The sequence below is a fragment of the Undibacterium sp. TJN25 genome, from assembly GCF_049339885.1.
Classification (GTDB): domain Bacteria; phylum Pseudomonadota; class Gammaproteobacteria; order Burkholderiales; family Burkholderiaceae_D; genus Undibacterium.
Genome location: NZ_JBMPPM010000004.1, coordinates 12,410 through 37,825 on the forward strand (window position 1 = coordinate 12,410; position 25,416 = coordinate 37,825).

A 25,416-nucleotide genomic window follows, 5' to 3' on the forward strand; every position below is an offset into this window, starting at 1 on the left:
AATATCCAAAATTCACCTCAAAAGTATCATCTCGATTCCGAGCTTATTTTTCTTCGTACGACGCGATAAAAAAAGTGATAGCCTTCAAATGCCGCTTGCAAAAAAATATACAGGCAAGCGATCGCGGTGCTTTATGAACGCTCCTTAATGTAGGTGAGGCCGCTGCGATCTTCACCCCTGCAACCTCTCGCTTCGCCCTTTGTCTGGCGGACAGTAGAGCCAACCCGAGGGAGATACTAATATGACGCAGCAAAGCGACAATGAAACCACACCGCCTTGGGATGCAGCGCGAGTAAACCTTACTTCGAAAGAGCTTGCCCCTGGTGTGTACGCAGTGATGCCTGACGACGTATTTGCCAAGGACCATGTTGGTACCACTGCAGGCTTCCTAATTGGCGAGCGAGGCGTTCTCGTTGTCGAGTCGATGTTAAATGGCGATCTCGCCTCTCAACTGATTGGGCTTGTACGCCAAGTGACGACGAAGCCTATTCGCTTCCTTGTCAATACGAGTTATCACGGCGACCACGCCTACGGGAACTATCTTTTTCCGGAAAGCACTGTTGTCATTCAGCATCCGGCGACCAAAAAGTACATGGAAGAAAATTTTGAAGAAGATCGCCGCTTCATGATTGGTCTCATGGGCAAAGGTAAGGGCATTGAGCGTGTGCAGGCGCGCACTGCCGACATCGCAGTCTCCGACATGATCAGTGTTGATCTCGGCGGCCTCCGCATCGAGGTGAAACATTTTGGCTTCGCTCAAACACCTGGTGATCTTGTTGTGTGGGCGCCCGATGCCAAGGTTCTGTGGGTTGGTAACATGATTCAAGCACCGGCGCCCGCTCTTCCTTGGCTTCTCGAAGGCCGCCATAAAGAGACAATCGCTACCTTGACCCGAGTGCGCGAATTTCTGCCGGAAGACGCCACAATCATTCCTGGCCACGGCCGGCCGATGCGTCCCGCCGACCTAGACTTTCCACTTCGTTACCTCCGCGAACTTGATAGCATCGTACGGGCGGCGATCAAGGCTGGCCGGTCAATTGAATCTACGCTCGACGTCGCCGCCATGCCGCACTATTGCTCCTACAGCCTGTTCGACTGGGCACACAAGACCGTCAACGTACCCGCCGCTTTTCTCGCTTATCGTGAGCGTCAGGACGAAGAGACGGAGGGTTTTGGCGAAGGAGGTCTTGCGTGAATGCACTTGAGACTGCAATCGTCTTCGGGGTGGGACCAGGCTTGGGCTGGGCCTTAGTGAATCGCTTCGTGGCAGCGGGCCTACGTGTGGGAGCGGTTGCTAGGAACGAGGCTAAGCTGGAGGCCCTAATCAAGTCTAAGCCATCGCAAAACGTTCGCTCCTATGCAGCCGATGTTTCAAAGGCCGAGGACGTTGCTCGCGTGTTCGATAGCGTCGAACGTGATCTCGGGGAACCTGATCTTGTCGTATTCAATGCCGGTGCTTTCCAGCGAGGCAGCATTCTCGACATCGATCCTGCCGACTTCGAACGCTGCTGGCGGATCGGTTGTTTCGCTGGGTTTCTTGTTGGACAAGCTGCCGCGCAACGCATGGTAAAGCGTGGGCATGGGACCATCATATTCACGGGTGCGACTGCTGCGCTTCGGGGCAGCGCCGGATTCGTCAACTTGGCAGTACCGAAGTTCGGCCTGCGCGCGCTAGCACAGAGCATGGCCCGTGAACTCGGGCCTCGTGGCGTCCACGTTGCATTCACAGTCATTGACGGACAAGTCGAGTCTGAACCCTACCGACACCTCGTCGATGAGCGTGGCCCAGACTCTCTGCTCGCGCCGGAGGCGATCGCGGAGACATACCTGCAACTACACCGGCAGCAGCGCAGCGCCTGGTCTCAAGAGATCGACGTTCGTCCTTGGTCTGAGAAGTTTTAATAGCAATGGGAAGCAGTTCGTGCGAAAACTCGCCCCCGAATCACCGCCGACGACGACCACGTTATCGCGCAGGATAACTATGTAAGATCACGTCATGCAATTTGGCTCGCACGGTCACGAATTTTCCTAGTTCAACGGCAATGTTAATCACGCATTAACTCGCTAACGAGTACCGTGAACGATGGACTTATCGTCTAAATCATCATTTAGGACAACCGCCATAAACGCCCCTGATGAGTACAGAGTTAGGCGAACACCGTGTGTCCGCCTAATCATCACGCTTAGCCATGTAACCGCATAGCGAGCTCTTGCTCTTTGATGTGGGCAATCGGTTGAAGAATCGAACCATCAAATGTCCTGGGTTCGCTCTTGCTCGCGAGAATTTTTGGCAGGTCGGGGTTAGCCAACGCCGCGCGTCCAACTGTCACGATGTCCGCACCAGTCGAGAGTACTTGTTCCATTCTCTCCTCTGTGTGCAAGCTGCCGTTCGCAATGAGCGTTACGTTGGGTGCAAAGCGGCGAGCTAGCGCTACCAGGCTATCTTTTGTGCCATCAAAGGCAGGCTGCCAGGCTTCAAACTCCGTAATATGAATGAAGTCCACGCCACTTGCAGCGAGTGTACCGAAGATAACTTCAGCGTCTGCCTCCCCATCTTGCCACTTCGATGTGAAATCATTAACCTTGCCTTGCGAAATTCGAATACCAACCGGGACAGCGTTACCAATATTAAGCTTGACTGCCATCACTACGTTGGCGAGCAATTGGACGCGCGCTTTCGTGTCCCCACCCCAACGGTCAGTTCTATGATTCGTCTCTGCCGTTAGGAATTGATCAAGGAGGTAACCATTGGCGCCATGGATCTCTATGCCATTGAATCCGGAAATTTTCACTGCGCGTTGCGCAGCATCCACGAAACCTTGAACAGCTTCGTCAATTTCGGCGTTCGTCATTTGTTTCGGTTCGGGATACTGACCTTCACCGAAGTAAAACTCCATCTGTTTGCCTTTTGGCCGAATGGCCGAAGGTCCCACGGTGTGATTTCGGTAGACATTGCCTTGACTCAACGCGCCAGCGTGCATAAGTTGTGCGAACACCAGTGTACCCTGAGCATTCATTGCCTGATTGAACGCAGTCCAAGCCCTTGCCTGTTCGTCATCTGCCAACCCTGGTTGAAACCGGTATCCTTGTGAAAATGCCTTGTCAGTGTAAATGCCTTCGGTTGTCACGAGGCCAAAGCCTCCCTTCGCGAAACGCATGTAATAGTCGAACATGGTTTGCGTAGGTTGGCCGTCTTCGGTGGCTGTAATACGTGTCATGGGCGCGACAGCCACGCGATTGCGCACTGTGATGCCTTTTTTATCGTACGGGGATAGAATTTGGGAATTTGTGTCGGTCATTTTGCCACTTTCGGTAAGTTAGTTGCTGCATATTAGGCGTCGTAATGGGGGAAAAACAGTGCACGCGATGTGAAGCCACCGTAACATTTTTGGATATAAACCATGCTTCTTCCAGACGTACGAACATTCCTGGCCGTTGCGTCGGCAGGCGGCTTTTCCGCTGCGGCACGCCAACTCAACATTGATCCGATGCAGGTATCACGCCGGATAGCTGCGCTTGAGCAAGATCTCGGCGTGCGCCTCTTTCACCGAACGACTCGATCCCTTACCTTGACCGCGGAAGGTGAAGCTTTTGCCCCATATGCTAAAGCGATGGCTGACGCAGAAGTAGGAGCACGCGCCGAACTTAGTCCATTGCCTAAAGCTGTCTCAGGAATGCTGCGCATGACAGCGCCTAGTGGCTTTGGACAATCTATCGTAATACCGATGCTCCCCCGGCTATTAGAAGCAAACCCTGGCCTTCGTATTGATCTTGACCTGTCAGATCGCCAGGTTGATCTCGTCGGACAGGGGCTGGATCTGGCGTTAAGAATTGCGCCACTAAAGGATTCAGAACTAGTGGCAAAGAAAATTGCACCTAATCCACGGATTATTTGTGCTGCGCCCGATTATTTGAAGAAACATGGATGTCCTGTGACGGTGTCCGATTTGGACGACCATGCCTGCATCAAGCTGTCTGCAGTATGGCCATGGCCCCTCATTGTTGGAGGAGAACTGGCACGCAAGCGTGTAGAAGCATTAATCACAACCACCAGTGTTGAAGCTGCACGTATCGCCGCTGTGCAAGGTCTGGGACTTGCCATGCTTACTTACTGGGACGTTTTCAGGCAGTTAACCGACAAATCGCTTGTGCAGGTTCACTTGCAAGACGCCACGATGGAAAACCTTTCGGTCTGGGCAATAATCCCGAGTCGGCGATACGTGCCTAACCGGGTGAACACGTTCCTCACCGCGCTTCAAAGTGAGATTGCGGATCTCACCCACAAACATGGTCAGCGTCCCTCCGACTGAACAAGTTCCTTTCTCATTCATAGAGATCGCGATCATCGCGAATCCCTGTGCGTTCATCACACCTCGAGTCATTAAATATCCAGCACTTACGAAATGATAAGTAACTGCGGAAAAAGTGCCTTCTTGTGAGGCATATTCAGCTCGTGATAGTGTCCGATGTCGATTGTTTCCGACTAAATAAATTGCCCATATCGTCAACACTATCCGACCAGAACTGTAGGTGACTGGCGTTGACCCTTTAACTGCAAAATAGTAAATGGAGAAGAACCATGCCCGAAATAGAAAAGTTCGAATATCTCATCCTTGGAAGTGGACAAGGTGGAAAATTACTAGCATGGCACCTGGCTAAATCAGGGAAGCGAGTTGCTGTTGTCGAGCGCCAGTGGGTCGGCGGCTCCTGTCCCAGTGTCGCCTGCCTGCCAAGTAAAAATGAAATCTGGAGCGCAAAAGTCGCTCATCTGGTTCGCCATTCTGCAGAATACGGTACCACAGCTACTTCCGTCTCCACAGACATGACCAAGGTTCGGCAACGAAAGCGCAACATGGTCAGCGGCGCAACTGATTTCCACATAGGTGCTTATAAAGGCACTGGGGCAGAATTGATTATGGGAGTCGGCCATTTCGTAAAGCCAAAAACCATTGAAGTGCGTTTAAACGATGGCTCAACACGCCTGCTGGCAGGAGACCACGTATATCTTAACGTAGGAACACACGCTGCGATTCCAGATATTCCTGGGCTTGCGGCAGCCCAGCCGTTGACACATATCGGCGCACTGGAACTTGGCTACGTGCCGGCGCATTTGATTGTCCTTGGAGGTGGATATATTGGGATAGAAATGGCTCAGGCGTTTCGGCGCTTTGGCAGCCGAGTGACCGTAATTGAAGCAAATGCTCAGATAATGAGCCGTGAGGATTCCGATGTTGCGGACGAGATTCAAAGAATCCTTACCGGTGAAGGCATTGAATTTATGTCTGGCGTGAAAATTCTCAATGTAAATGGAATATCCGGCACCAAGGTCGGCATAACCATCCAAACTTCTTCAGGCGAACAAATGATCGAGGGCTCCGATATCCTGGTCGCGGCAGGTCGCCTGCCGAACACCGCGGGAATCGGACTTGAAAATGCAGGTGTTGAACTAGATAGTCGCGGCTATATCCGCGTCAACGACCGCCTGGAGTCTAGTGCACCAGGTGTCTGGGCAATTGGTGAGTGTGCCGGCAGCCCCCAATTCACGCATGCATCTGTCGACGATTTCCGGATCATCAGGGACAATCTGGTGGGAGGCAAGCGCAGTACCAGCGATCGGTTGGTACCTTACTGCATGTTCACGGATCCTCCACTCGCGCGGGTAGGCCTAAGCGAGCGGGAAGCACAAGTTAAGGGTATTGCCGTCCGTGTTGCGAAACTGCCCATGGCTGCCGTATTGAGGACGGAAGCGACAAGCGAAACCCAAGGCTTCATGAAAGTTGTCGTCGCGGAAAACGACGATCGTATCCTTGGCTTTACGATGATCGGCTCAGAGGCCGGCGAAGTTTTAGCAGCAGTACAAACGGCGATGCTGGCAGCCTTGCCGTATCCGGTTCTACGCGACGCTGTGATAGCACATCTGACGATCGCAGAAGGGCTTGGTCCACTCTTCTCGAATATACCTTCTAGGTCCGTCAATTAAGTCCACCGCGTCATGCAGGCTATCGCATGACGCGGTTTTTTCTGGCGAAGGCCTCTGATATTTCACTTTGCCAGACAACACTTCCTACCTTCCTCTGCGAAGTATTCGGACCCGCATTAACAGGTTCGATCCAAACGACGCAAAAAAAGAAAGTATTTGGAAAATTTGCATTGATATGGAGGGCCCATGTTTCGCGCAACTGGGCGAAATAAGATGCCTGCCCCGTACAAGCGGGGTAGGCTCTCACCCTTTCTGATGACATACGCTATTGATTTTTCTCTGAAAAGACGAAATTAACGGAAGTTTTATTGACGCCATCAAAACCAATCCTGTCACCATTACCAATAATGCTGCTGCAACAAAAGCATGCTGTAGTCCAACCAATGCGACGTTCGTTGTAGTATTCGCCGACAACGCGCCACTGGCAGCCAGTCCCGCCAGAAGCGCACGCCCTAGAGGATTGCCGATTTGCTGTACCGTACCTGTCAGATCCGATGCGGCACCATGACCATCTGCATTGACGCCCATACCAAGTTTCGCCAGCATGAGTGCCCATAAAAAACCATGCCCCATACCGTCAAGAAAAAGCCCGGGAAGCAATCGAACAACCGAAGCACTTCCCCCAGTCAAACTCCACGCAACCAACAACAGCCCTATCGCACCGGCGACTAGACTCCCCATTAAAGTCCATGATTGCCCGACTCTTACGACCATGACCGTCGTTAGGCGAGTTCCCAACATGAATGAAAGCGAAAGTGGTAGGAAAACGATGCCTGCTACCGCAGGGCTGTATAGCAACACGTCCTGCAAAAACGCCGTCAATAAATAATAGTGCGCGCCAAACGAGCTTGCGAATAGCACAGCCACAAGCATGCCGGTGGCCAGAGTATGTTCGCGCAACTGACACAGAAAAAGCGTCGGACGAGATGCCTTTGTTTCAATCATCAGGCACCACACAAGTAAACTTGCCGCACCGGCAAGCATCGCAAGTACTTGTATATCTCCCCAGCCACGCTCCGATCCCAGGGCGCTGGCAACAACAGACAAAGCAATCGCGCCGGTAGCAGTGAGGGCGCTTGTCAAACTCATCCGACGTAGCGCGCCGGCGGAAGCACTCTCGATACGGGGAAGAAGTATAAAGGCAGCAGCAGCGGCCGCCACAGAGAACGGAATATTGACAAAAAACGCGGAGCTCCAGCCAAAATGATTCGTCAGGAAACTGCTCGCGAACGCTCCTGACGCGCCACCAATAGCGCTCACCGTGCCAATCAAAGTTAGTGCCCAACGCCGGGCAGACTCGTCGGTGAAAAATACCCCAATCAGTGAGACCGTGGCAGGAAACAAGAGTGCACCACCCGCCCCTTGCAATACCCGTGAGGTGATCAGCACCGCTGGTGATTCCCCAAATCCACCGACTACAGACGCAAACCCAAACAGGGAAAGTCCCACAAAGAATGTCAGGCGCCAGCCAATCACTTCACCAATCAGCTTGCCAACTAACAACAAGCCGCCAAAAGCTAAGGCATAGGCACTCACCATCCACTGCAAGCGATTTTGAGAAAACCCAAACTGTGCAGCGATGGGCACCACCGTAGACGACACCAGGTTGTATCCCATCGCCACGAAAAACTGCACGACAGTGAACAGCGCGAGCGCCAGGATTGAAGGCTTCAAAGTAACTTTTACCGAGCGAATATACAACCATTTTTCCTGGCTGTTCGTCGCATGAGTGGAAGACGATTTCATGTGTAGCTCCTGATATCAGTGACTGATCGCTGCCTCTATATCGGCAAACGAACGACGTGCCGGCGCCCAGGTCGCTGTTGGGTCGAGACGACGTACAATATCGGGGGCAAAGAATATTCCCTCTATCCATTGCTCTGATTCGTCTTGTCGGCTTACAGCAATGGCCCAAGTCTTTCCCGTCCGATCTAACTCGTCCACTACATCACTGACAGACATTTTTAGCGCGTTGGTGCAGTTGATCACATGCATCTCGGTAAGTGGCGCCATTACATCTCCTACGACGATGTCCGAATGAAGCAACCCACGCCCATTCACGAGCATCATCGGCTTTTCTCCCATCGCATCGGACATATGAAGTACTCCCAGGACTCGCTGATCCTGGCCTGTCACCACAAGATAGCGCGTATCAAGATTTTCCAGTATATCAATGGCGTCATCGAGTCGGAGCGACCAATCCACAGTGAGATGAGATTGAGACCTCGCGCTACGAATGACTTCTATGGCAGGAGTTTTCATGTGCATCATTGATGGGTGCTTTCCGCTACCCAGTCTATAAATGCCATCGGGTACTGACCAGCTTGCTCCTTTTTTTCCTGGTTCAATTATCTCGAGTTCTGCCACTCTATCCGTGCCAATCCCTGTCAATTTTTTGTCCATTGTCTCCATTTTAGATCTCCGTGTAGAAGTATAAAAATATAATAAGTACGGCCATTGCTGGCAGAAGGGCCTCACCGATACGGAAGGCATAATTAACAATCGGGTTCTGTTTGGGTAGATACCCATCCAGTGCTTGAATTCGGTCGAGACGAACGATTTCGCCCTGACTGAGTTCGATATACTCGACCCCATCCCGGCTAAACACATCTGCGATAGCCCCGCGGAATCGCTCGGTTTTCCCAATTGAAGAAGTGACTACCACTTCGCAGGTTTTTCGCGAGGTCGCCAGCGACAGTATCTCGTCGTAGACATCGCAAGAAACTGGAACATATTTTCGATCCATTTTATTTCTCCTAAAAACATGCAAGGTGGTAGTCCGTCAATCTGCGGACTATTGGGACAACAACAGATTTTTTTCGCAGTCGCTTGATATGATGCTGGCCCACGACGCACCACTTATTTAACAGCTGGAAAGTCGATATCCGTATCATTGATACGATTAAATGTATTTGTGAAGATCGTCATGGCAATTGCCATTGATATCTCAACTAACTGCCTGTCGTTATAACCAGCAGCACTGATAGCAGCCAGTTCGCTCTCGTTGATGGTGCCGCTAGTTTTTTGCAGGTTCAGTACGAACTTCACCAGTGCGTCCCGCTTGACGTCGCCTGTCGCTTGGCCGGCACGAATCTGCCTCAGGGCTTCTGGTGCCAGACCTGTCATCTTGCCCAGTAGAGTGTGTGCCGCAACACAATAGTCGCAACCGGTCTGTTCGCTGATCAGCAGCTTGATTGTTTCCAGGTCTTGCTTGCTCAGGCTGCCCGACGCCAAGACACCTTCGGCGTTCAATGCTGCAGCCAGGATTGCGGGTGCCAGGTGACCCATGGCGGCGAACAGGTTGGGAACACTGCCTCCAGCAATTTTTCGTACTTGAGCATAAACGTCGGCGGTTGCGCCGGTTGCCAGGTCGAGTGCAGGGATAGTGATACGGCTCATGATGAAACTCCTTCAGTGGTTGTTTGGAGTCTTCACTTTACGTGCCAAGCTTGATTTTTATAAGTCTCAAAATGTCCAAAATTCGCCTCAAAAGTATCAACTAGAATTCCTGTCGTCTTTGAGGCGTACAGGATAGGTTACCTCTGAATGCGCCTCGCCAATGCCCGGTGTAAAGGATATGTTTGGAGCAGTCGACCTGGCGGCTACGGCTTATCCAGCCGCTGCGCTCGCGTGGCTATTGTCAGATCTGTATAAACGTCGCCACTCTGCCGGCGTCATTCCTGCCCATTGAGTAAACACGCGCCGAAATGCCGTCACAGATTGGTACCCTACCGTTTCAGAAATAGCCTCAGTGGTCATTGCCGTCTTTTTCAGCTCATTGGCAGCCAGGCTCATCCGAATGTCCATTAACAAATCCAGAGCCGACCCACCCATTTTTTCTTGGAAATGTCTGATAAAAGTGGCGCGCGACATACTGCATAGTCCAGCAAGATCAGGTAAGGTCCATGGTCTCGCAGGATCACTAAACATTCCCGAGATAGCCGGAGAAAGGCGAGGATGACCAGCAAGCGCCAATAACCCCATCGGGGCTTGCTCGGATTCACTTGCCGCACGAATTGCTAGAGTAAACAACGCCGACGATAGTGCGTTGAGTATGGCAGACCCGCCTAACAGGTCTTTATTGGATTCTACCCGCATCAATCCAACGAGCGCAGCCAAATTATTCGAGGTGGACGCATCGTTAGCAACCCCTGCGCCGTCAGTAGAATTTACTACCAGCTTAGTAGGTAAATAATAGCGCATCAGCCTATCGTGAGGCGGTGCAATAAAAAATCGTCCACACAACATGTCCAGATACTCACCTGTACCGGCGTTTTCGCTAACAGTCAGATGAAAACCCTCCCGGTTATACACCGATGCGGGCCCAACGCCGCTACCATCATGAAGCACATGTGCAGACCCATGTGGTAGCAGCACGATATCACCCGCCACTAACTCTCTGATCGTCTCGTCCTCCGGGTCCTCCAGGATCGCTCGCCCCTTTACAACGACATGATAAGGAATCTCTCGGGCCGCGGATTGGCCATAAGCGACACGCCAAGGTGCTCCATAGGCACAACGGATTTCAAGCCGACCTGTGATAGTGATCATTTCCAGAAGGTGACTTAGCCAGTCGATCTGAGAGGGCATAGAGATAGTGGTATGGTTGAAATTGAAAAATTAAAGGGTCAAGGTCGTTTGGCAATTCCTGGAACAGCAAAACTTTTACAGTTCAGCTGGGATTTCCCGGTCTTTTGTTGTTCAAATCAAAGCAGCGTCTTGACTCGTCAATGGCGTGTCGATGGATAAGCGCCCACGCTCCCATTTGCTCCAGAAAATGCCTTAACGCATGACCTCGTTCAGAGAGTTTATATTCGACGCGAGGAGGAACGGTTGCGTACACCGTTCTTGCCAAAAGGCCGTCTCGTTCGAGATGCCGAAGCGTCACGACCAGCATACGTTGCGATATGCCTGCGATAGATCGATGTAAGTCGTTGAAGCGCATGCATCGATCCCCTAGGATATCCAACACCACTATCGTCCACTTATCGCCAACTCGGGCCAGAATTTGCCGTAAATATTCGCAGTCCTGAGGGGCAAGCCGCCTTTCGCCTAAGGCGAACTCGTTTCCCTGATCTAACATAACGTGAACAAACCAATGATGAATTGATACCTTCTAGTGGATCCATTATAAACATCGAACGAACCCCGACTGTGAGAATCAGGACGACAATAAAATGCAATTCTCATGGCGCTATTCCTTACAACAATCAAACTATCAAACCCGATACAAGGGCGCCATGCTCACCTTGAGAATTTCTGCTATTACTTCACACACCCTATCGTATCTTTAGCTACTCACCGCGGTCGATCTTCAGAAGATTACGATTCCCATAGTAACTTGTCAAGTTAATATCCGTAGGTTACAAATTAATTTGATGAAGTTACTTTTTAATTTTATTGTTCTCGCACAACAGAAAATCAAGTGACCGGGATTACACACTAAAATTCCCTCTTTCTTTATTCTTATACTACGCGAACGACTATTCAACGAGTAGGGGGCGCAAGGAAACTCTTCATGCGCCACCATCTCAAGCTTCTTTCTCCTTGACGTCAATCGGCACATGTAATAACCTATTATTTGACATTTTAGTGGTTATTTTATTTAACGAAAAAGGTGATCAATATGGACAGCAACAATAATGTAGTAAAACGCACAGTGATGGTCGTTTCTAACGGCGGCGAGGCGGGTCATTTGGTTGTTTCAGAGATCACTAGCCCCACACTCCCCGCGAGCTCGCATGCCATGCCGGCCAACGATTTTTTCGTAGGACGAAAAGGTGTCACGCCTGACGGCTGTGGTGTCACAGCCCAAGGCGAAGAAGAAGTTTGCTCTGAAGCGTTTAGGGACGCGATGCGTGACTTGGCCGGCGGCGTGACGGTTGTTACCGTTGGCAAGGGGGATGATATTACTGGCTTTACAGCGACGGCGGTCAATTCACTATCTGCAAATCCACCTCGCGTCATTGTTTGTATCAGCAAAGGATCATCGTCATTTACGCCTCTGGATTCAAACCGCTCGTTCGCCGTCAACATCATCGGTAGCGGCGACCAGGCAATTGCTGACCAATTCGCCGGTAAAGGAGGCCTTAAAGGCGCTCAACGTTATGGTGACGCCGAATGGACGACAATGTATAGCGGAACCCCAATCCTTTCAGCAAGCCTGGCTGCACTCGATTGCGAAGTTGATGAGGTTATTGAGCGTTATGACCATGCAATCGTCATTGGACGAGTCCGGGCAATTAGAATATTCAGCAGACAAACTCCCCTTGTATATTGGCAGGGCGGATATCAACAACTTGTTTCAAGTCCTGAACTAATAGGTGGCTTGCGGAACTGCTCTGGCCCTAAAGCTGTTCAGTACCCGTAATTATCCAGGTAAGAAAGCAATGTTGAGTCCGGCCTTCAGGCCGACGCAAAAATGTTAATCACACTGACAGCAATCGCTGTTCACGCAGAAAATCCAGAGCAGCCTCAGCGGATAACGGCCTGCTGTAAAAGTAACCCTGGATTTCGTCGCACTTCCAACCTTTGAGCAGCGCAAGCTGTGATGCGGTTTCCACACCTTCCGCGATGATCGTCACGCCGAGATTATGGCCCAGGATGATTGTGGCTTGAACGATGGCATTTTGTTCAGTTGCGGCAGTCATGTGCCGAATAAAAGACTGGTCTATCTTTAGCTTGTTGATCGGGAATCGAGCCAGGTAAGCCAGGCTGGAGTACCCTGTACCAAAGTCATCAATGGACAGCTTGAATCCCATCTTTCTTAGACGATGCAACACTTCAATCGCGCATTCAGCCTCCTCCATCATGACCCCTTCGGTGATCTCCAGCTCTAAGCAACCAGGGTCGATACCGGTCGTTGTCAAGAGTACTTCCAAGTGACGCACAAAATTTGCGTCAGAGAATTGACGGGGAGATATGTTGACCGCAACGACAACATTAGAGCCAATGATCGCGTGCCATGCCTGGATTTGACGACACACCTCCTGCAACACCCAGTCACCTATTGCACCGATTAATCCGCACTCTTCCGCCAGGGGGATGAATTCCCCTGGTGAGACAAGCTCGCCATTGCGCCGCCAGCGAATCAAGGCCTCGAATCCCACAAGTGTTCCATCCCTCAGATCCTGCTGGGGCTGGTAATGGAGTTCAAACTCATCTCTGTCGATCGCACGCCGCAGTTGGGCCTCTTGGTCAAGGCGCGCAGCCGCCTGTGCATTGAGCCGTTGCGTATAGACAGTCAAGGTATCGCCGCCGGCCTTCCGCGCGGCCTGCAAGGCCGCATCAGCATTTCTCAATAAAAGGTCGGGATTGGTACCATCATCCGGACAACTTGCAGCGCCTAAACTGAGTGTCGTGAATATTTCGTGCCCTTCATAGTCTTCCAGGTTGCGCACTTCCTCACGCAGCGCAAAAATGGCATCGTCGAAAGAACGCGTATCTCGTTCAAGCTGGTACAAAATAGCAAAGTTAGCACCATCCAGGCGGAAGACCTCGCCTCCGCTGTACTCCGCACCTTGCCTGATACGGTCGGCGAGTCCCACCATCACCTTGTCACCAAACGCGTGACCAAAGCCGCCGATAATACGGGAAAACCGATCTATGGTTCCCAATACCACGACATATCTCTGTCCCGAGAGACTCTGTAGGCGAGTGACAAATGATCTCCGATGCGCCAATCCGGTTAGAGGATCATGCCCGGCCTGATATTCCAGTTCCTTCTCAAGCCGAAAACGCGCCCAAACGTGGTACATCATGAAGCCGCTAGTGAGCAAGGCAAGGACGTCAAACAAATGCACCAGGCGAGCAATCCCAGAAATATTCCCATCAACCTTGGTACTACTCCCGGACAATGAATGCTGTGCCCGCTCCTGCAGTTCATTAATCAGTCCATGCAATATCTTCGCATCCTGGTTCTGATCGAAAATAATTCGACGAGCTGCTTCGCGGTTAGACACACCATTAGCCATCAGGTTGTGCTCTACCTCTGGCGTCCGATTGACAATTTTGAGGTAATTGTCACGCACCTGGTCAATCTCCTGGCTATTTTCCAGCTGTGGCGCCAAGCGATCGAAACTGTTTTCAAGTTCGGTCCGCTCTATACTCTCGAGCATATGAAATCGATCTTGGTCAATAGCGTGGGTGTAGTATTTATCCAGGACCAATTGGTAGCGTAGCACCGCACTCTCAAAATTCAGAAGATGTCGCAGTTGTGGAATGTTCTGCTGTATTGCGGGGTCTGCATTTCGGCGAATTGCTTTAGCCGTCGTCTCCAGCACAATAGACAATCCTATACTTGCACCAATAACGCTTAGCAACATCGCAAAAATGGCCCAACGAGAAGCTTTAGCCATTGCGCGGTGCAAGGGCTGCAAGCGCCTCGAAGGTTTCGATTTTCTGCTTTGGAGTGAATCGAGGACACCGGAACCGGGCGCTACCGGAAATTTTGATTCACCTACAGTATTCATCGCTTACCCCAAGGAACAGCAAAATTGCTATGGGCATATGTCATGAAGTGCGCAAGGCATCTTCTCCATTTTTGATTAAAAACAAGATAACCTGTCGACCTTCAAAGCGTCGGTGCATTGATATCTCGAAGAAAACCTCAGAAAACAGTTAACTTAGGGTTGAATGCCCCCTCTAAGAAGGGGGGATGGAATGATGTGCAAACAGGACAGATGCTATAATTTATGTATATGGCCGCTTTGGCTAACTGTCTGGAATAAAGACTGAAAGTTATTGGATAAAGCACTGGCTGAAAGAAATAATTGGATTTCACAGAATCGAAAATTCGCGCGGACTCAACAAAAACTCGGTATAAGGCAATGGGCCAGGAATCGGAACTGCGGTAGTTTCTGGCATCGACATTTTTTAGTAATGATTGTCGCTAGACCTTTAAATATGACAAGCCACCTGTATTTTTTCAATATCGAGCAATAGCATAACCTTGCTTCGAGTACAGCCAGAAATTGCAGCATGTATTCAAAGCAAAAAATCTGCAACGAAGTTGAATTACGACGCAAGTCAAAATGGCCAGCACAGCACCACACACCCAACGGAAAGTAAAATCCGATGGGCAAGGAATGTCAATGCTAGAAATTTCAGAACACCTTTAACGCTTGCGGTTAGCATACAAAACAAGTGCGGCAATTTCAAATTTTGCACTTTACCTGTCCGATTCTGCTTTGTATTTTATGGACACCACCATAACTTGTCAATATAGTTTTAACGAGTTATCAATTCAGGCCGTGTAGGTACTATAAAAAGGGCCCGGGAAAGGATTTTACAAAAATGAGCGACAAACGAATGCCGGCTTTTTTTCTTGCCGACGATATGGGGCTGGACTTTCTAAATTCGATTGCGACCCCAGTTGATACGCCCATTGATTGGCTTGATACCGGTGAAGGCTTGCTCGGTTGGCTTGAACAGGCGGAGCTTGTGCCGTTAGATGTGCTGACTTCCTTCAGAAAAGATGCAGTACCGGGTGAATTAGATGCCGTGGCAGCGCAAGCCCGGGCGTTAAGGGAATGGTTTCGTGAATTTGTACAGGCGCATAAAGGAAAACCACTGCGCGGCAAGGCCATTGATGAACTCGCGGTGTTGAACCAGGTACTTGCGCGCGATGAAGAGTTCGGTCAGGTGGTCGTGACAAAAGTGAAAGGTGAATCAAAAACGTCCGGCTTGGAATGGCGTTTGCAACGGCGCTGGCGTTCGCCGGATTCATTACTGTTGCCTGTCGCACGGGCAATGGCCAATCTGGTATGCACTGCCGACTTCACCTACGTTAAAAAATGTGAAAGCCCGACATGCTCGCTAATGTTCGTTGATCGCACTAACCGCCGGGCTCGCCGATGGTGCAGTATGGCCACATGCGGAAACCGTGCAAAGCAAGCCGCGCATCGTGCGCGTGTACAAAACGACGACTAGCAACACAACAAGAGAACGCACACTCTAACATTGCTAAAGTAGTCGTCGCCGAGTTGGTAAGTCGGAGATGCTTTATTGGCGCGATACTAAGCGTCACTAAGCAATCGAGGCCGTACTATACATCGGCATCCGCGTTCTCTTTACACCTTTCTTGCTGAATATCCGCCGAACTTACAGGCAGTCGCGGCATTCGTTACAGCATACCTCCGCTTCGCTAGTGCTCCACCTTCGGCACCACACATCTCAACGCCGACTGCTATCCACTGAATTATAGTCGCGGGATAGTAGCCTGCTCTTGTAAAAACCTTTGCGATTTAAACGCTTGAGTCAAAACGCGCAAAAAAGTTTATGCTCTCTTTATTTTTAGTAACTTGCTGAATTAATTTCAACAGGTTACAATTATTGTAGAATATTAGAATTGTGCTTCTCGTGGAGTTGCCCGTGCCCGTATCTTGGTCCTCTTGATGCGCCAATATTTACAGGCGATAAATCCACGATTTCTACAAATCGATGTAATGAATATTAGTCGTGGATTGCGGAAGCAACGTGATTCGGCCAGTGCCACACGCGAATACACGTGCAAGACATCCTTGCCGGCAAGCACTTCTTAGGACAGCAGGTATTTTCACGAAAAGACAGCTTGCACAGGAAAGCGAGTCTGTCGATTACGTGAGACGAATAAGTATTTTATTGAGCTACAAAGATCTTATCAGCCTCTTTTTTCTTCCGTATTCTATCGATCAATAAACTGTTACTTAACAATAAAATGATCATGACACTTATCGCGATTCTCGCGGCGAATTCGTCGCGACCACAACTAAAGCTCTAGCCAATCTATGAACCTCCTGGAGCCACCAATCATCGCCGATCATCCTGCGTTGGACCTGTTAAATACAGCAGCGCTTATTGACGGCAAGCTTTATGATTTTCTGCAGACAGATGCAGCGGTTCTGTCCTGGCTAGAGCGAACTGGCTTTCTGAAGGGACGTCAAGTTCCGCAATATGAAGTCAATGCTCTCCGAGACACGGCGCACTCTCTGAGGGATATTGCCGGTGTGGTAGTCGCCCAATTCAAAGCAGGAATAATGCCAAACATGGTCGCACTAAACTGCTTCCTGGCCTGTGGTCGACGGCATGTTCAAGTTGTGCGATGCGGGAAGGGGCTCGGTGTGGAGGAGCGGTACGACGTGCTGACACCTAAGCAGTTGTTAACACCGGTTGCACAGTCAGTAGCGGAATTGCTCGCAAAGAGCGCGCCCAGCGCACTCTGTAAGTGTGAAAATCCTGAATGCTCGTTATTATTTCAGGATAAAACTAAGTCGCGGCGCCGAAGATGGTGCAGCATGGCCATTTGTGGCAACCGCCATAAAGCTGCCAATTATAGAAGGCGCCGGCAGAGCAAAGAATAGGACTATTCGAGAAAGCCTCGCCCAACGTGTCCGACATTTACATAGCAGATCACTCAAGTTTTGATTTGCGCCATGCCGCAGGTGTCATACCATTCCTTTGCTTGAAAGTACGCACAAATGCCGCTACAGATTGATAGCCAACTGCCTCTGCCACAGTCTCTACGGAGGCAGATGTCTTCAATTCATTAATCGCCATCGTCATGCGAACATCCATGAGCAAGTCGCTGGCGGACCGCCCTATCTTATCTTGAAAGTGACGGGCAAACGTTGCGCGAGACATGTTGCATAGCCCCGCCAGTTCCGGCAGTGTCCATGGATAGGTAGGAGTGCGAAACATAGCCGTCAATGCGGGAGCCAAACGAGATTGGCTGGCAAGTGCCAACAGTCCTGCCGGTGCTTCACCCGATTCACTGGACAGCCGTAACGTTAAGGCAAACAAGGCTGCAGACAGGGCGTCAAGCATGGCATGACCACCAAGACTATCCAGACTCGCCTCTGTGCGCATCAGCGACGTCAAATTTGAGAGCTGCGCACCACCGGCCCGCACAATCAATCTTGGAGGGAGATAATCACGGATAAGTCGATCGTGCGATGCTGCCAACAAAAAATGGCCGCACAGCATGTCCAGACGATTCCCAATCCCGTTATTTTCGCTGATGGTGAGGCTCATGGTCTCACGTTTGCGCACTTCCGCCGGAGGTTCCCCGCTACCGTCATGCAGCATATGCGCCGCGCCATGTGGCAACAATACGACGTCTCCAGCGGTAAGACGTTGTGATGAGACGCCTGTTACTTCTAAAAAGGCAGTCCCGCGCAAGACGACGTGATACGGAATCTCGCCTTCTTTCGACCTATCATAGACGACACGCCACGGGGCGCCATAGACGCAGCGGACGTCTAGGCGGCCGCTGATTTGTATAAGTTTGAGCAGGTGACTAAGCCAGTCCATAGATTGCAATAGATCCGTTTAGGATGATTACCCTGTCGCGTAAAAAATGGGGGGCAATAATTTTTACAGAATCGCCCCGCTTTCTGTAATGAGTGTTTTCCATCGTCACAAACGGAACAGGAGTTCTTTCCCACCTTATATCATGCAAATTCGGGTAGTTGAGATCTTTGCGCCTTGGCGGCACTAACTCTGGGAACAATTGCTAGTCTCTCCGCGTGCCGATTTCATCCGTCACTTGCCGAATGTTGAAGCGCATCGCAAAATCCGCTTCAACCGCGACAAGGATGCGAACAACCTCCTTCGGCAACATGATAAACACTTTATGCGAGGCACCCGCTTAGATAGGCGGCCCAAACGTATGCCACAATTACGTGAGACGAATGAGTATTTTATTGAGTGGCGAAGACCTTATCAATCTCCTTACTTCAACGTATGCTACGGCCTATACGCTGATTTCAAAAATCGACATTATCATGAATCATATCGCGACTCGTCAAATGACTTCGTCACAACTACGGCTAAAGCTCTAACAAAGTGATGCGTCGACAAAAGAATCTCCATTCTATCGCCGCCTGAATCTGCGTTCAGCTTGGTTGGATGACTCGCCAAGCTGAGTGAGTACGTTTACGCTGCGATAGCACTGACCTATTCATCACCGTCGCTGTTACGGCCTCCGCGTGCAAACAGTGATCGCGTCTCTTTACAAGAATAAACACAGTCAAGAAGCCACATACACAAAGAACTACAGTTTACAACCCCTGGAACACTTAACATCCGAAAGCAATACCTAATCGAGCGCTCGACTCCAACTCGACGCTGGACCAAGCACCGTTGGGGAACGACCAACCTTGGTCAGCGCGTCTGGCATTCCGAGGTCAAGCGACCAGATGGCCAATACAACGGAATGACCTGATTAGTGATGAAAAAAAACTAAAAAATGAAATACAGCGAACATATATTAAAACCTGGTACGCAGCAGGGACCATGGGTAACACCCGATCATTTCAACGCTAGGACTCACGCCGAAAACCAAATCAATCGGCCACCCCCTCCCACCTCTTGCACTTTGTATTACCAGCTGCTCGCACTGGCTGCATTACGACAAGCGTGTCGTATCGCGTTCCTCTGCCGGGACGGGCAGATTGGACAAGCCTTTGGAATGGTTAGAGACGTCTACCGCCGAAGTGGTGCGGAGTACCTTGAGCTACTCGATGGACGCGTCTTTTGCCTAGATAGAATTTGTGCGTTAGAGGGCACAATTCCCGTAGTTGAATTATCGAACACTCCTCGGTCGGCCAATCAATAAAATTGAATAAGGCAAGGCCGGATCCGCAACAAGCCTTCTGGCAGCCCTGATGCACAGGTATGGTTGGTTTGGCGATTTTCGACAAGTACATTTCCATGACCACTAATAGCAACTTCACGACAGGAGAGATAGCAGCATTCGGCGCCTTTCGCCTTGCTCCGGCTGAAAGACTCCTTCATAAAGGCGATATTCCTATCGTATTAGGGAGTCGAGCGCTCGACATTCTGACCGCGCTCGTCGAGAGCGCAGGCGAAGTACTGTCGCAGCGTGAATTAATAGCACGCGCCTGGCCTAAGCTCATCGTGGAAGAGGCAAACCTTCGCATCCACATCGCCGCCTTGCGAAAAGTGCTCGGGGACGGTGAGGATAAAATACGCTACATTACCAATGTACCAGGTCGGGGTTATTGTTTCGTCGCGCCGGTTCAACGATCCACTCCGGAACTGAAATCCGACAAAGCGGTATTGGAACGTGTAAAAGCAACGACTGTGACTGCTTTGCCTATAGCGTTGGCAAGAATGATTGGGCGCGAAGAGACGGTTGACACCGTATTGGAACTGCTTAGAACCGGACGCTTTGTCAGCATAGTCGGGCCGGGAGGCATGGGCAAAACTACGGTTGCCGTGTCAATTGCCCATATCCTGCTCAATGATTTTGAAAATAGAGTATTTTTTGTCGATTTAGGCACGCTTACCGACCCTGCCATGCTTCCTGCAGCTATTGCATCAGCGATGGGAGTATCATCTCAAGCTCCGGACCTTCTTGCAAGCCTGGTCGCATCTGTTGCCGACCAGAGAACGCTCCTCCTCATCGACAATTGCGAGCATGTCATTGATGCCGCGGCAAAGCTCGTCGAACGTCTGTTCAGCGAAGCTCCTCGCATGCACCTTATCACTACCAGCCGCGAGTCCCTACGTGTGCAGGGAGAACATGTGTATCGGCTGCTTCCTCTGGGCAATCCCCCCGCGAGTGCAGAGTTGACCGCGGCACAAGCTCTTGCGGCGCCATCTGTGCAACTCTTCATGGAACGTGCCGCTGCCGGCGGGCATCGATTGGCGCTAAACGATGCCGACGCGCCGGTCGTTGCTTCCATCTGTTGCCGCCTTGATGGAATTGCACTGGCAATTGAACTCGTCGCAGGAAGGGTAGGAATCTACGGCATTTACGGAACCGCCGATCTCCTAGATACACGATTTAGGCTGTTGTGGGAGGGGCGGCGCACGGCCGTGCCACGTCACCAGACACTACACGCGATGCTTGAATGGAGCTATGCTCTTTTGTCGGATCGTGATCGACGCGCTTTATGCCGGCTGACCGTATTTGTGGAGATCTTCACTCTTGAGGCTGCGCAAGCGGTCGCCTGTGACTCAGAAATGGATGCCAGGCAAATAGTCGAGGCACTTGCGAGCCTGATCGAAAAATCGTTGGTGCGGGCCCTGTCGGTTGAGGGAAAAACATTCCATTGCTTGCTCGATACCACTCGCGTCTATTCAGCAGGAAAATTGATCGAATCGGGAGATGCCAGGGAAGTCGCAATGCGATATGCACTTTACTATTTGGAATTACTGAGATCAGGAGAAGTCGACAGGGGTGCTTCTGTACTACCGCATATGGCGAGCGTCGCCCTGCCCGTCAGCGACATTCAGGCCGCTCTGGAATGGTGTTTTTCTAATCGAGGAGACAGGCACATCGGCGTACAGCTGGCAGCACAGGCGGCCCCACTATTGTTGAAACTATCGATGTTAAGTGAATGCCAGAAATGGTGCGCCCAGGGCCTGGCCGCTCTGGGGCTTTTAGAACGAGGGACAAAGCTCGAACTGGAACTGCAGGAAGCGTTCGCCATCTCAAAAATGCTTACACAAGGAAACTGCGAAACCGTTCGAGCAGCAATTGAGCGTGGATTGAATCTCACAGAGCTGCTAGGTGAGGTCGAGCGTCAAGTACACCTGCTCGCCGGACTCCATATTTTTTTGACACGGACGGGAGATTTTCGTGAAGCATTGATCGTTGCCAAGCGAAACGTTTTGAGAGCAAAAGAAACAGGCTCCTCCGCAGCAATGGTCGCCGCTGACTGGATGCTTGGTTGCTCTTACCATTTGATGGGAGACCAAGAAGCTGCCCGGCGCTACTGTGAGCTTGGACTAAAACGTGCTGCGGTCGAGGAAGTCGGAAGAATAGATATCTTCGGGTATGACCATCAGGTGCGCGCGCTCATTATTCTTGCACGGGTCTTATGGTTACACGGTCGGCCTACTCAAGCGATTAAAGTGGCCCGTGAAGCGACTGACAAAGCAGAAAAACGCTATCACTCAGCAGATTTTTGCGCCGCAATGATCCTCACAACGTCCGTTTTCCTTTGGAATGGGGACTTCGAAGAAGCCAAGGAGCGTATTGATCTGCTGAGCACCTTTGCGGCAAAGCATTCGCTGCGGCCCTATCAGTCCGTCGGATTGGCGCTCCGGGGAGAACTTGAGGTGGCCCTCGGAAATTCGAATACAGGAGTTAAACAGTTACGAGAAGCTCTGCTTGTGTTGCATTCTGAGAGGCATGACATTTTATCGACTGGATTTAGCCGCGCACTCGCGGAAGGGCTTATTCAATCGGGAAGATACGACGAGGCATCGACCATAATTGAAGATGCATTGGCGGGAGCGGAAGGTCAAGGAACCATCTTGGATATGCCCGATTTATTGCGTATGCGCAGCGTGATCCTGATGGCTTCAAGTAGGCCAGATCGAAGAGCGGCAGAAGAGACTCTTCTAAAATCGATAGATTGTGCTCGAATCCAATCCGCGCTTAGCCTCGAATTGCGAGCAACAATGGCATTGGCGCGATTGTGGCAAGAACAGCGACGTACTGCTGATGCCTGGAAGATACTGGCCGGGGTCTATGAGCGGTTTACCGAAGGCTTCGAGACCATTGATCTACAAGCCGCCGCTCGCCTCATTACTGAACTCGAGCATTCCATGGATACCATCCAGCTCGGAAGTGCAGAAGCGAGGTAAGCTCGTACATGAGTCAACAAGCACCACAAGGTCCGGTTGTTGATTATTAATGAGAAAAATTCCTAGTATCCGGCGAATAACTCATGGCATGTTAGTCCGATATCACGAATGATTAGGTATCTACTTTCCTCGTCGGAGCTTCCTTGGCCTTCAGGCGTCATCATTAAGTATCAAACATTAAGCGCCGAGATTCTTGGCCAGACTACTAAGGATCGCGGTTGGATCAACGCTCGGCTGGGTAAGGCGAGTGAGATCCGTAAAATCTGCTTTTCCTGCCAACATGTCCGAAAACATTCCGTTCAATTTGTCCCTAAACACGGGAGTAGCAAAAGGGTTGGGAATGCTGTCTTCAAATTCCTTTGCCGAGACAGTGCCATCGCCGTCCATATCCATCGCTTTATATAACGCTTCTGCCTGAGCAAGGGTTCCTCCGCCTGCCTGAACCTGTTGATATAACTCGGACTGAGAAACCGATTTATCGCCATCCTTATCCACGGAAGACAGCATCTTACTCTTATAAATTCCGTCAAAAGAAATCGTAAAGACTTTGATTCCCTTTGCCTCCAGCTGCTGGAAGGAGGCGGCATTCTGCGCCTCTATGCTCGCATCCTGCTGGTCTTGCAAGGCGGATTGAGCCTGCGCCTGGGCGACTGTGGTCCCAGAGGTATCAATCGGCGTATCGCCAAAGCTTACGGCACGCTTTTGCTGTGCGGCGCTTAGGGCATTTGCTGCAGGCGAATTGTAGGAGCGAGTTAGTGGCGTTATTGAGTTCATCTTGAAATCCTTATATGCCAGAGGAAAGTCCGGCGCAACGATTTTTTCCGCACTGGCGGCAAGCATATGCCGATCGGGATGAGGCGGCGCTCCCCAGTACAAATTATGCGTTTGGAAAGCACATTATGCTAACCCCGAAATAAGTAAGCGTACAAAGAATAGAGCCTTAGATAAAAGGTCGAAAAATGTATCAATTCGTCGAATTAAAATTTACCGAATTGCTGGCCGCTACAGTCGAAGAAAAAAAATCGGATAGTTGTGTGGCCGGATGTATTTTCACCACAATGACCCATATTTTCGTGACGACAGAGCCATGCAGAAATTTACATCAATTTGCAACGTCCAACTCGCCTCGAGCGAAAATTCTTAGCATTATGTACAGGCTAGCCAAGGTTGATATGTAGAGAGAAAACGTAGAAGTTTCCTATAACGCTAACACCGATGTCAAAGGATCGACTCTTGTGACCTGTATCATTTTGAGCTCCACCCCATGGCATCTAAAAATGACTGACGAAAGTCCAGCGCACCCATCATGGGCCGCTACCGGACGTCAGCTCCACCATCGCTGGAATTTTTTGAACTACGCCCATTCCAACGGCCACGAGACGGCTCATTTCGTCGACCGCGCAACTAGAAATCATCGAATAAGCAAGCTTAACGCTCGCCACGACTGACAACCTAGAAAACACAACGTACAGCACAGATCAACCGATTACCTTCCTCACATATTCGATATGGAGCACGATATGCAAACCTATTTTCTTAAGCCAAATGAAACTCGTATTGCGCCAAAAGAATCATCTGCTTACCGAATGGCAGTCGATTTACTCGACAAAGCATCCATTAAAATAAATGGCGAAAATCCATGGGACATGCAGTTGCACCATACGAGAGTGCCTGACCAGGCTTTTGCACGAGGTAATTTGGGGTTAGGTGAAGCCTATATGGCAGGCGAATGGGACGCGGACCAGCTGGATGAATTTTTTTGTCGATTGCTGGCCACAAAGCTGACGGACCAAATCCAACCCATTCGCCTTCTGGGGCATGTTCTTGCCTCAAAATTTTTAGACCGTCAGAACGTGCAGCGCGCCAGAAAAGTCGGAGAAATTCACTATGATCTGGGCAATGATTTTTATGAACACATGCTGGACTCGCGCATGACTTACACGTGCGGATACTGGGAAAACGCAAATAATCTTGAGCAGGCACAGAATGCAAAGCTGGACCTGGTCTGCAGGAAATTACGACTGAAGCCGGGCATGCGGGTACTGGACATTGGTTGTGGTTGGGGTAGCTTTATGGCTTATGCTGCCGAGCACTACGGCGTGGAAGCAGTCGGTGTCAGCATTTCAAAGCAGCAAATCGCCTGGGCCAAACAACGGTATCCGCACCTTCCCCTTGAATTTCGCCTACAGGACTATCGCGACATCGATGAGCAATTTGACGCGATTGCTAGTATCGGCATGTTCGAGCATGTCGGCAGAAAAAATTATCGGACTTATATGCGAGTGGCACACCAAGCTCTAAAAAACGACGGCTTATTTTTGCTGCATACAATCGGCAAGAACATGCGTCGCTCCGCACCAGACCCCTGGATCGATAAATATATTTTTCCAAATGGCGATCTACCTTCCATTGGACAGATTGGCGATGCGGCCGATGATCTATTCAGGGTTGAAGACCTGCATAACTTTGGCGCCGATTACGATAAAACCTTAATGGCCTGGTTCAAGAAATTTCACGATTCCTGGCCTTTTTTTGCTGAGCGCCTCGGTCCGCGATTTTATCGCATGTGGAAATATTACCTGCTTTCTTGCGCAGGAGCCTTCCGCGCTCGAGACATCCAGCTTTGGCAGTGGGTTCTTTCTAAGGACGGAGTACGAGACGGCTATCGGCGTGAAAAGATTTAGCCAAGGCCCATACGCAAATCTGCCCAGGAAAAATTCCCGAGGATAGCAGCTGTCCCACTCGAATCCGCGGAGGCAATTACTATTGCATCCGCCCCTGGCTAAGCTGATTTCACCATAGCGGCCGACGCAAAAAGTCCCGTTGTAAACTCGCCG

Annotated in this window: 19 protein-coding genes; 9 read left to right on the forward strand and 10 right to left on the reverse strand. The window is 50.6% G+C overall.

Going from position 1 to position 25,416, the window contains the following annotated elements:
• Positions 1-241 precede the first annotated feature (241 nt).
• Together ACO0LO_RS10280 and ACO0LO_RS10285 are read left to right on the forward strand one after the other, a co-directional pair.
• Entirely contained in the window at positions 242-1,195 is a 954-nt protein-coding gene (locus tag ACO0LO_RS10280; RefSeq protein ID WP_422964134.1) for an MBL fold metallo-hydrolase, read from the forward strand.
• 68 nt (positions 1,196-1,263) lie between these two features.
• Positions 1,264-1,902: an SDR family NAD(P)-dependent oxidoreductase gene (locus ACO0LO_RS10285; protein WP_422964693.1), complete on the forward strand. Its 639-nt coding sequence runs from the start codon at positions 1,264-1,266 to the stop codon at positions 1,900-1,902.
• 281 nt (positions 1,903-2,183) lie between these two features.
• Here the strand turns inward: ACO0LO_RS10285 and ACO0LO_RS10290 are convergent, their stop codons facing one another.
• Entirely contained in the window at positions 2,184-3,299 is a 1,116-nt protein-coding gene (locus ACO0LO_RS10290; RefSeq protein ID WP_422964135.1) for an NADH:flavin oxidoreductase, read from the reverse strand.
• Between the two features lie 102 nt (positions 3,300-3,401).
• Here ACO0LO_RS10290 and ACO0LO_RS10295 point away from each other — a divergent pair, with 102 nt between their 5' ends.
• Entirely contained in the window at positions 3,402-4,310 is a 909-nt protein-coding gene (locus ACO0LO_RS10295; protein ID WP_422964136.1) for a LysR family transcriptional regulator, read from the forward strand.
• Positions 4,311-4,579: 269 nt separating this feature from the next.
• Positions 4,580-5,980: an FAD-dependent oxidoreductase gene (locus ACO0LO_RS10300; protein ID WP_422964137.1), complete on the forward strand. Its 1,401-nt coding sequence runs from the start codon at positions 4,580-4,582 to the stop codon at positions 5,978-5,980.
• A gap of 243 nt (positions 5,981-6,223) precedes the next feature.
• Here ACO0LO_RS10300 and ACO0LO_RS10305 read toward each other — a convergent pair whose 3' ends face one another.
• From ACO0LO_RS10305 to ACO0LO_RS10330, 6 genes are all read right to left on the reverse strand, one after another.
• Positions 6,224-7,726: an MFS transporter gene (locus ACO0LO_RS10305; protein WP_422964138.1), complete on the reverse strand. Its 1,503-nt coding sequence runs from the start codon at positions 7,724-7,726 to the stop codon at positions 6,224-6,226.
• A gap of 15 nt (positions 7,727-7,741) precedes the next feature.
• Positions 7,742-8,392 carry a hypothetical protein gene (locus tag ACO0LO_RS10310; protein ID WP_422964139.1) on the reverse strand — a complete coding sequence of 217 codons (651 nt, stop codon included), beginning with the start codon at positions 8,390-8,392 and terminating at the stop codon, positions 7,742-7,744.
• 1 nt (position 8,393) lies between these two features.
• A complete protein-coding gene (locus ACO0LO_RS10315; RefSeq protein ID WP_422964140.1) occupies positions 8,394-8,726 on the reverse strand; it encodes a hypothetical protein in 333 nt (110 codons plus the stop codon).
• A gap of 113 nt (positions 8,727-8,839) precedes the next feature.
• On the reverse strand, positions 8,840-9,379 hold the full coding sequence (locus ACO0LO_RS10320) for a carboxymuconolactone decarboxylase family protein (RefSeq protein ID WP_422964141.1): 540 nt from the start codon (positions 9,377-9,379) through the stop codon (positions 8,840-8,842).
• 210 nt (positions 9,380-9,589) lie between these two features.
• Positions 9,590-10,570 (reverse strand): cupin domain-containing protein, encoded by a 981-nt coding sequence (locus tag ACO0LO_RS10325; RefSeq protein WP_422964142.1) that lies wholly within the window; start codon positions 10,568-10,570, stop codon positions 9,590-9,592.
• 82 nt (positions 10,571-10,652) lie between these two features.
• Positions 10,653-11,063, reverse strand: coding sequence for a winged helix-turn-helix transcriptional regulator (locus tag ACO0LO_RS10330; RefSeq protein ID WP_422964143.1), 411 nt, complete (start codon positions 11,061-11,063; stop codon positions 10,653-10,655).
• A gap of 543 nt (positions 11,064-11,606) precedes the next feature.
• Here ACO0LO_RS10330 and ACO0LO_RS10335 point away from each other — a divergent pair.
• Positions 11,607-12,350 (forward strand): flavin reductase family protein, encoded by a 744-nt coding sequence (locus tag ACO0LO_RS10335; RefSeq protein ID WP_422964144.1) that lies wholly within the window; start codon positions 11,607-11,609, stop codon positions 12,348-12,350.
• A 58-nt stretch (positions 12,351-12,408) separates the two neighbouring features.
• Here ACO0LO_RS10335 and ACO0LO_RS10340 read toward each other — a convergent pair whose 3' ends face one another.
• Complete coding sequence (locus tag ACO0LO_RS10340; protein ID WP_422964145.1) at positions 12,409-14,451, reverse strand: putative bifunctional diguanylate cyclase/phosphodiesterase; 2,043 nt, start codon at positions 14,449-14,451, stop codon at positions 12,409-12,411.
• An 823-nt stretch (positions 14,452-15,274) separates the two neighbouring features.
• Between ACO0LO_RS10340 and ACO0LO_RS10345 the strand changes: the two genes are divergently transcribed.
• Entirely contained in the window at positions 15,275-15,910 is a 636-nt protein-coding gene (locus ACO0LO_RS10345) for a CGNR zinc finger domain-containing protein (RefSeq protein WP_422964146.1), read from the forward strand.
• An 836-nt stretch (positions 15,911-16,746) separates the two neighbouring features.
• Positions 16,747-17,319 carry a CGNR zinc finger domain-containing protein gene (locus ACO0LO_RS10350; protein WP_422964147.1) on the forward strand — a complete coding sequence of 191 codons (573 nt, stop codon included), beginning with the start codon at positions 16,747-16,749 and terminating at the stop codon, positions 17,317-17,319.
• A 49-nt stretch (positions 17,320-17,368) separates the two neighbouring features.
• Here the strand turns inward: ACO0LO_RS10350 and ACO0LO_RS10355 are convergent, their stop codons facing one another.
• Complete coding sequence (locus ACO0LO_RS10355) at positions 17,369-18,268, reverse strand: AraC family transcriptional regulator (RefSeq protein ID WP_422964148.1); 900 nt, start codon at positions 18,266-18,268, stop codon at positions 17,369-17,371.
• Positions 18,269-19,669: 1,401 nt separating this feature from the next.
• Here ACO0LO_RS10355 and ACO0LO_RS10360 point away from each other — a divergent pair.
• A complete protein-coding gene (locus ACO0LO_RS10360; RefSeq protein WP_422964149.1) occupies positions 19,670-22,579 on the forward strand; it encodes an ATP-binding protein in 2,910 nt (969 codons plus the stop codon).
• 177 nt (positions 22,580-22,756) lie between these two features.
• Here ACO0LO_RS10360 and ACO0LO_RS10365 read toward each other — a convergent pair whose 3' ends face one another.
• On the reverse strand, positions 22,757-23,419 hold the full coding sequence (locus ACO0LO_RS10365) for a hypothetical protein (protein ID WP_422964150.1): 663 nt from the start codon (positions 23,417-23,419) through the stop codon (positions 22,757-22,759).
• Positions 23,420-24,099: 680 nt separating this feature from the next.
• Here ACO0LO_RS10365 and cfa point away from each other — a divergent pair.
• Complete coding sequence (gene cfa, locus ACO0LO_RS10370; protein ID WP_422964151.1) at positions 24,100-25,263, forward strand: cyclopropane fatty acyl phospholipid synthase; 1,164 nt, start codon at positions 24,100-24,102, stop codon at positions 25,261-25,263.
• The last annotated feature ends 153 nt before the right edge of the window (positions 25,264-25,416 follow it).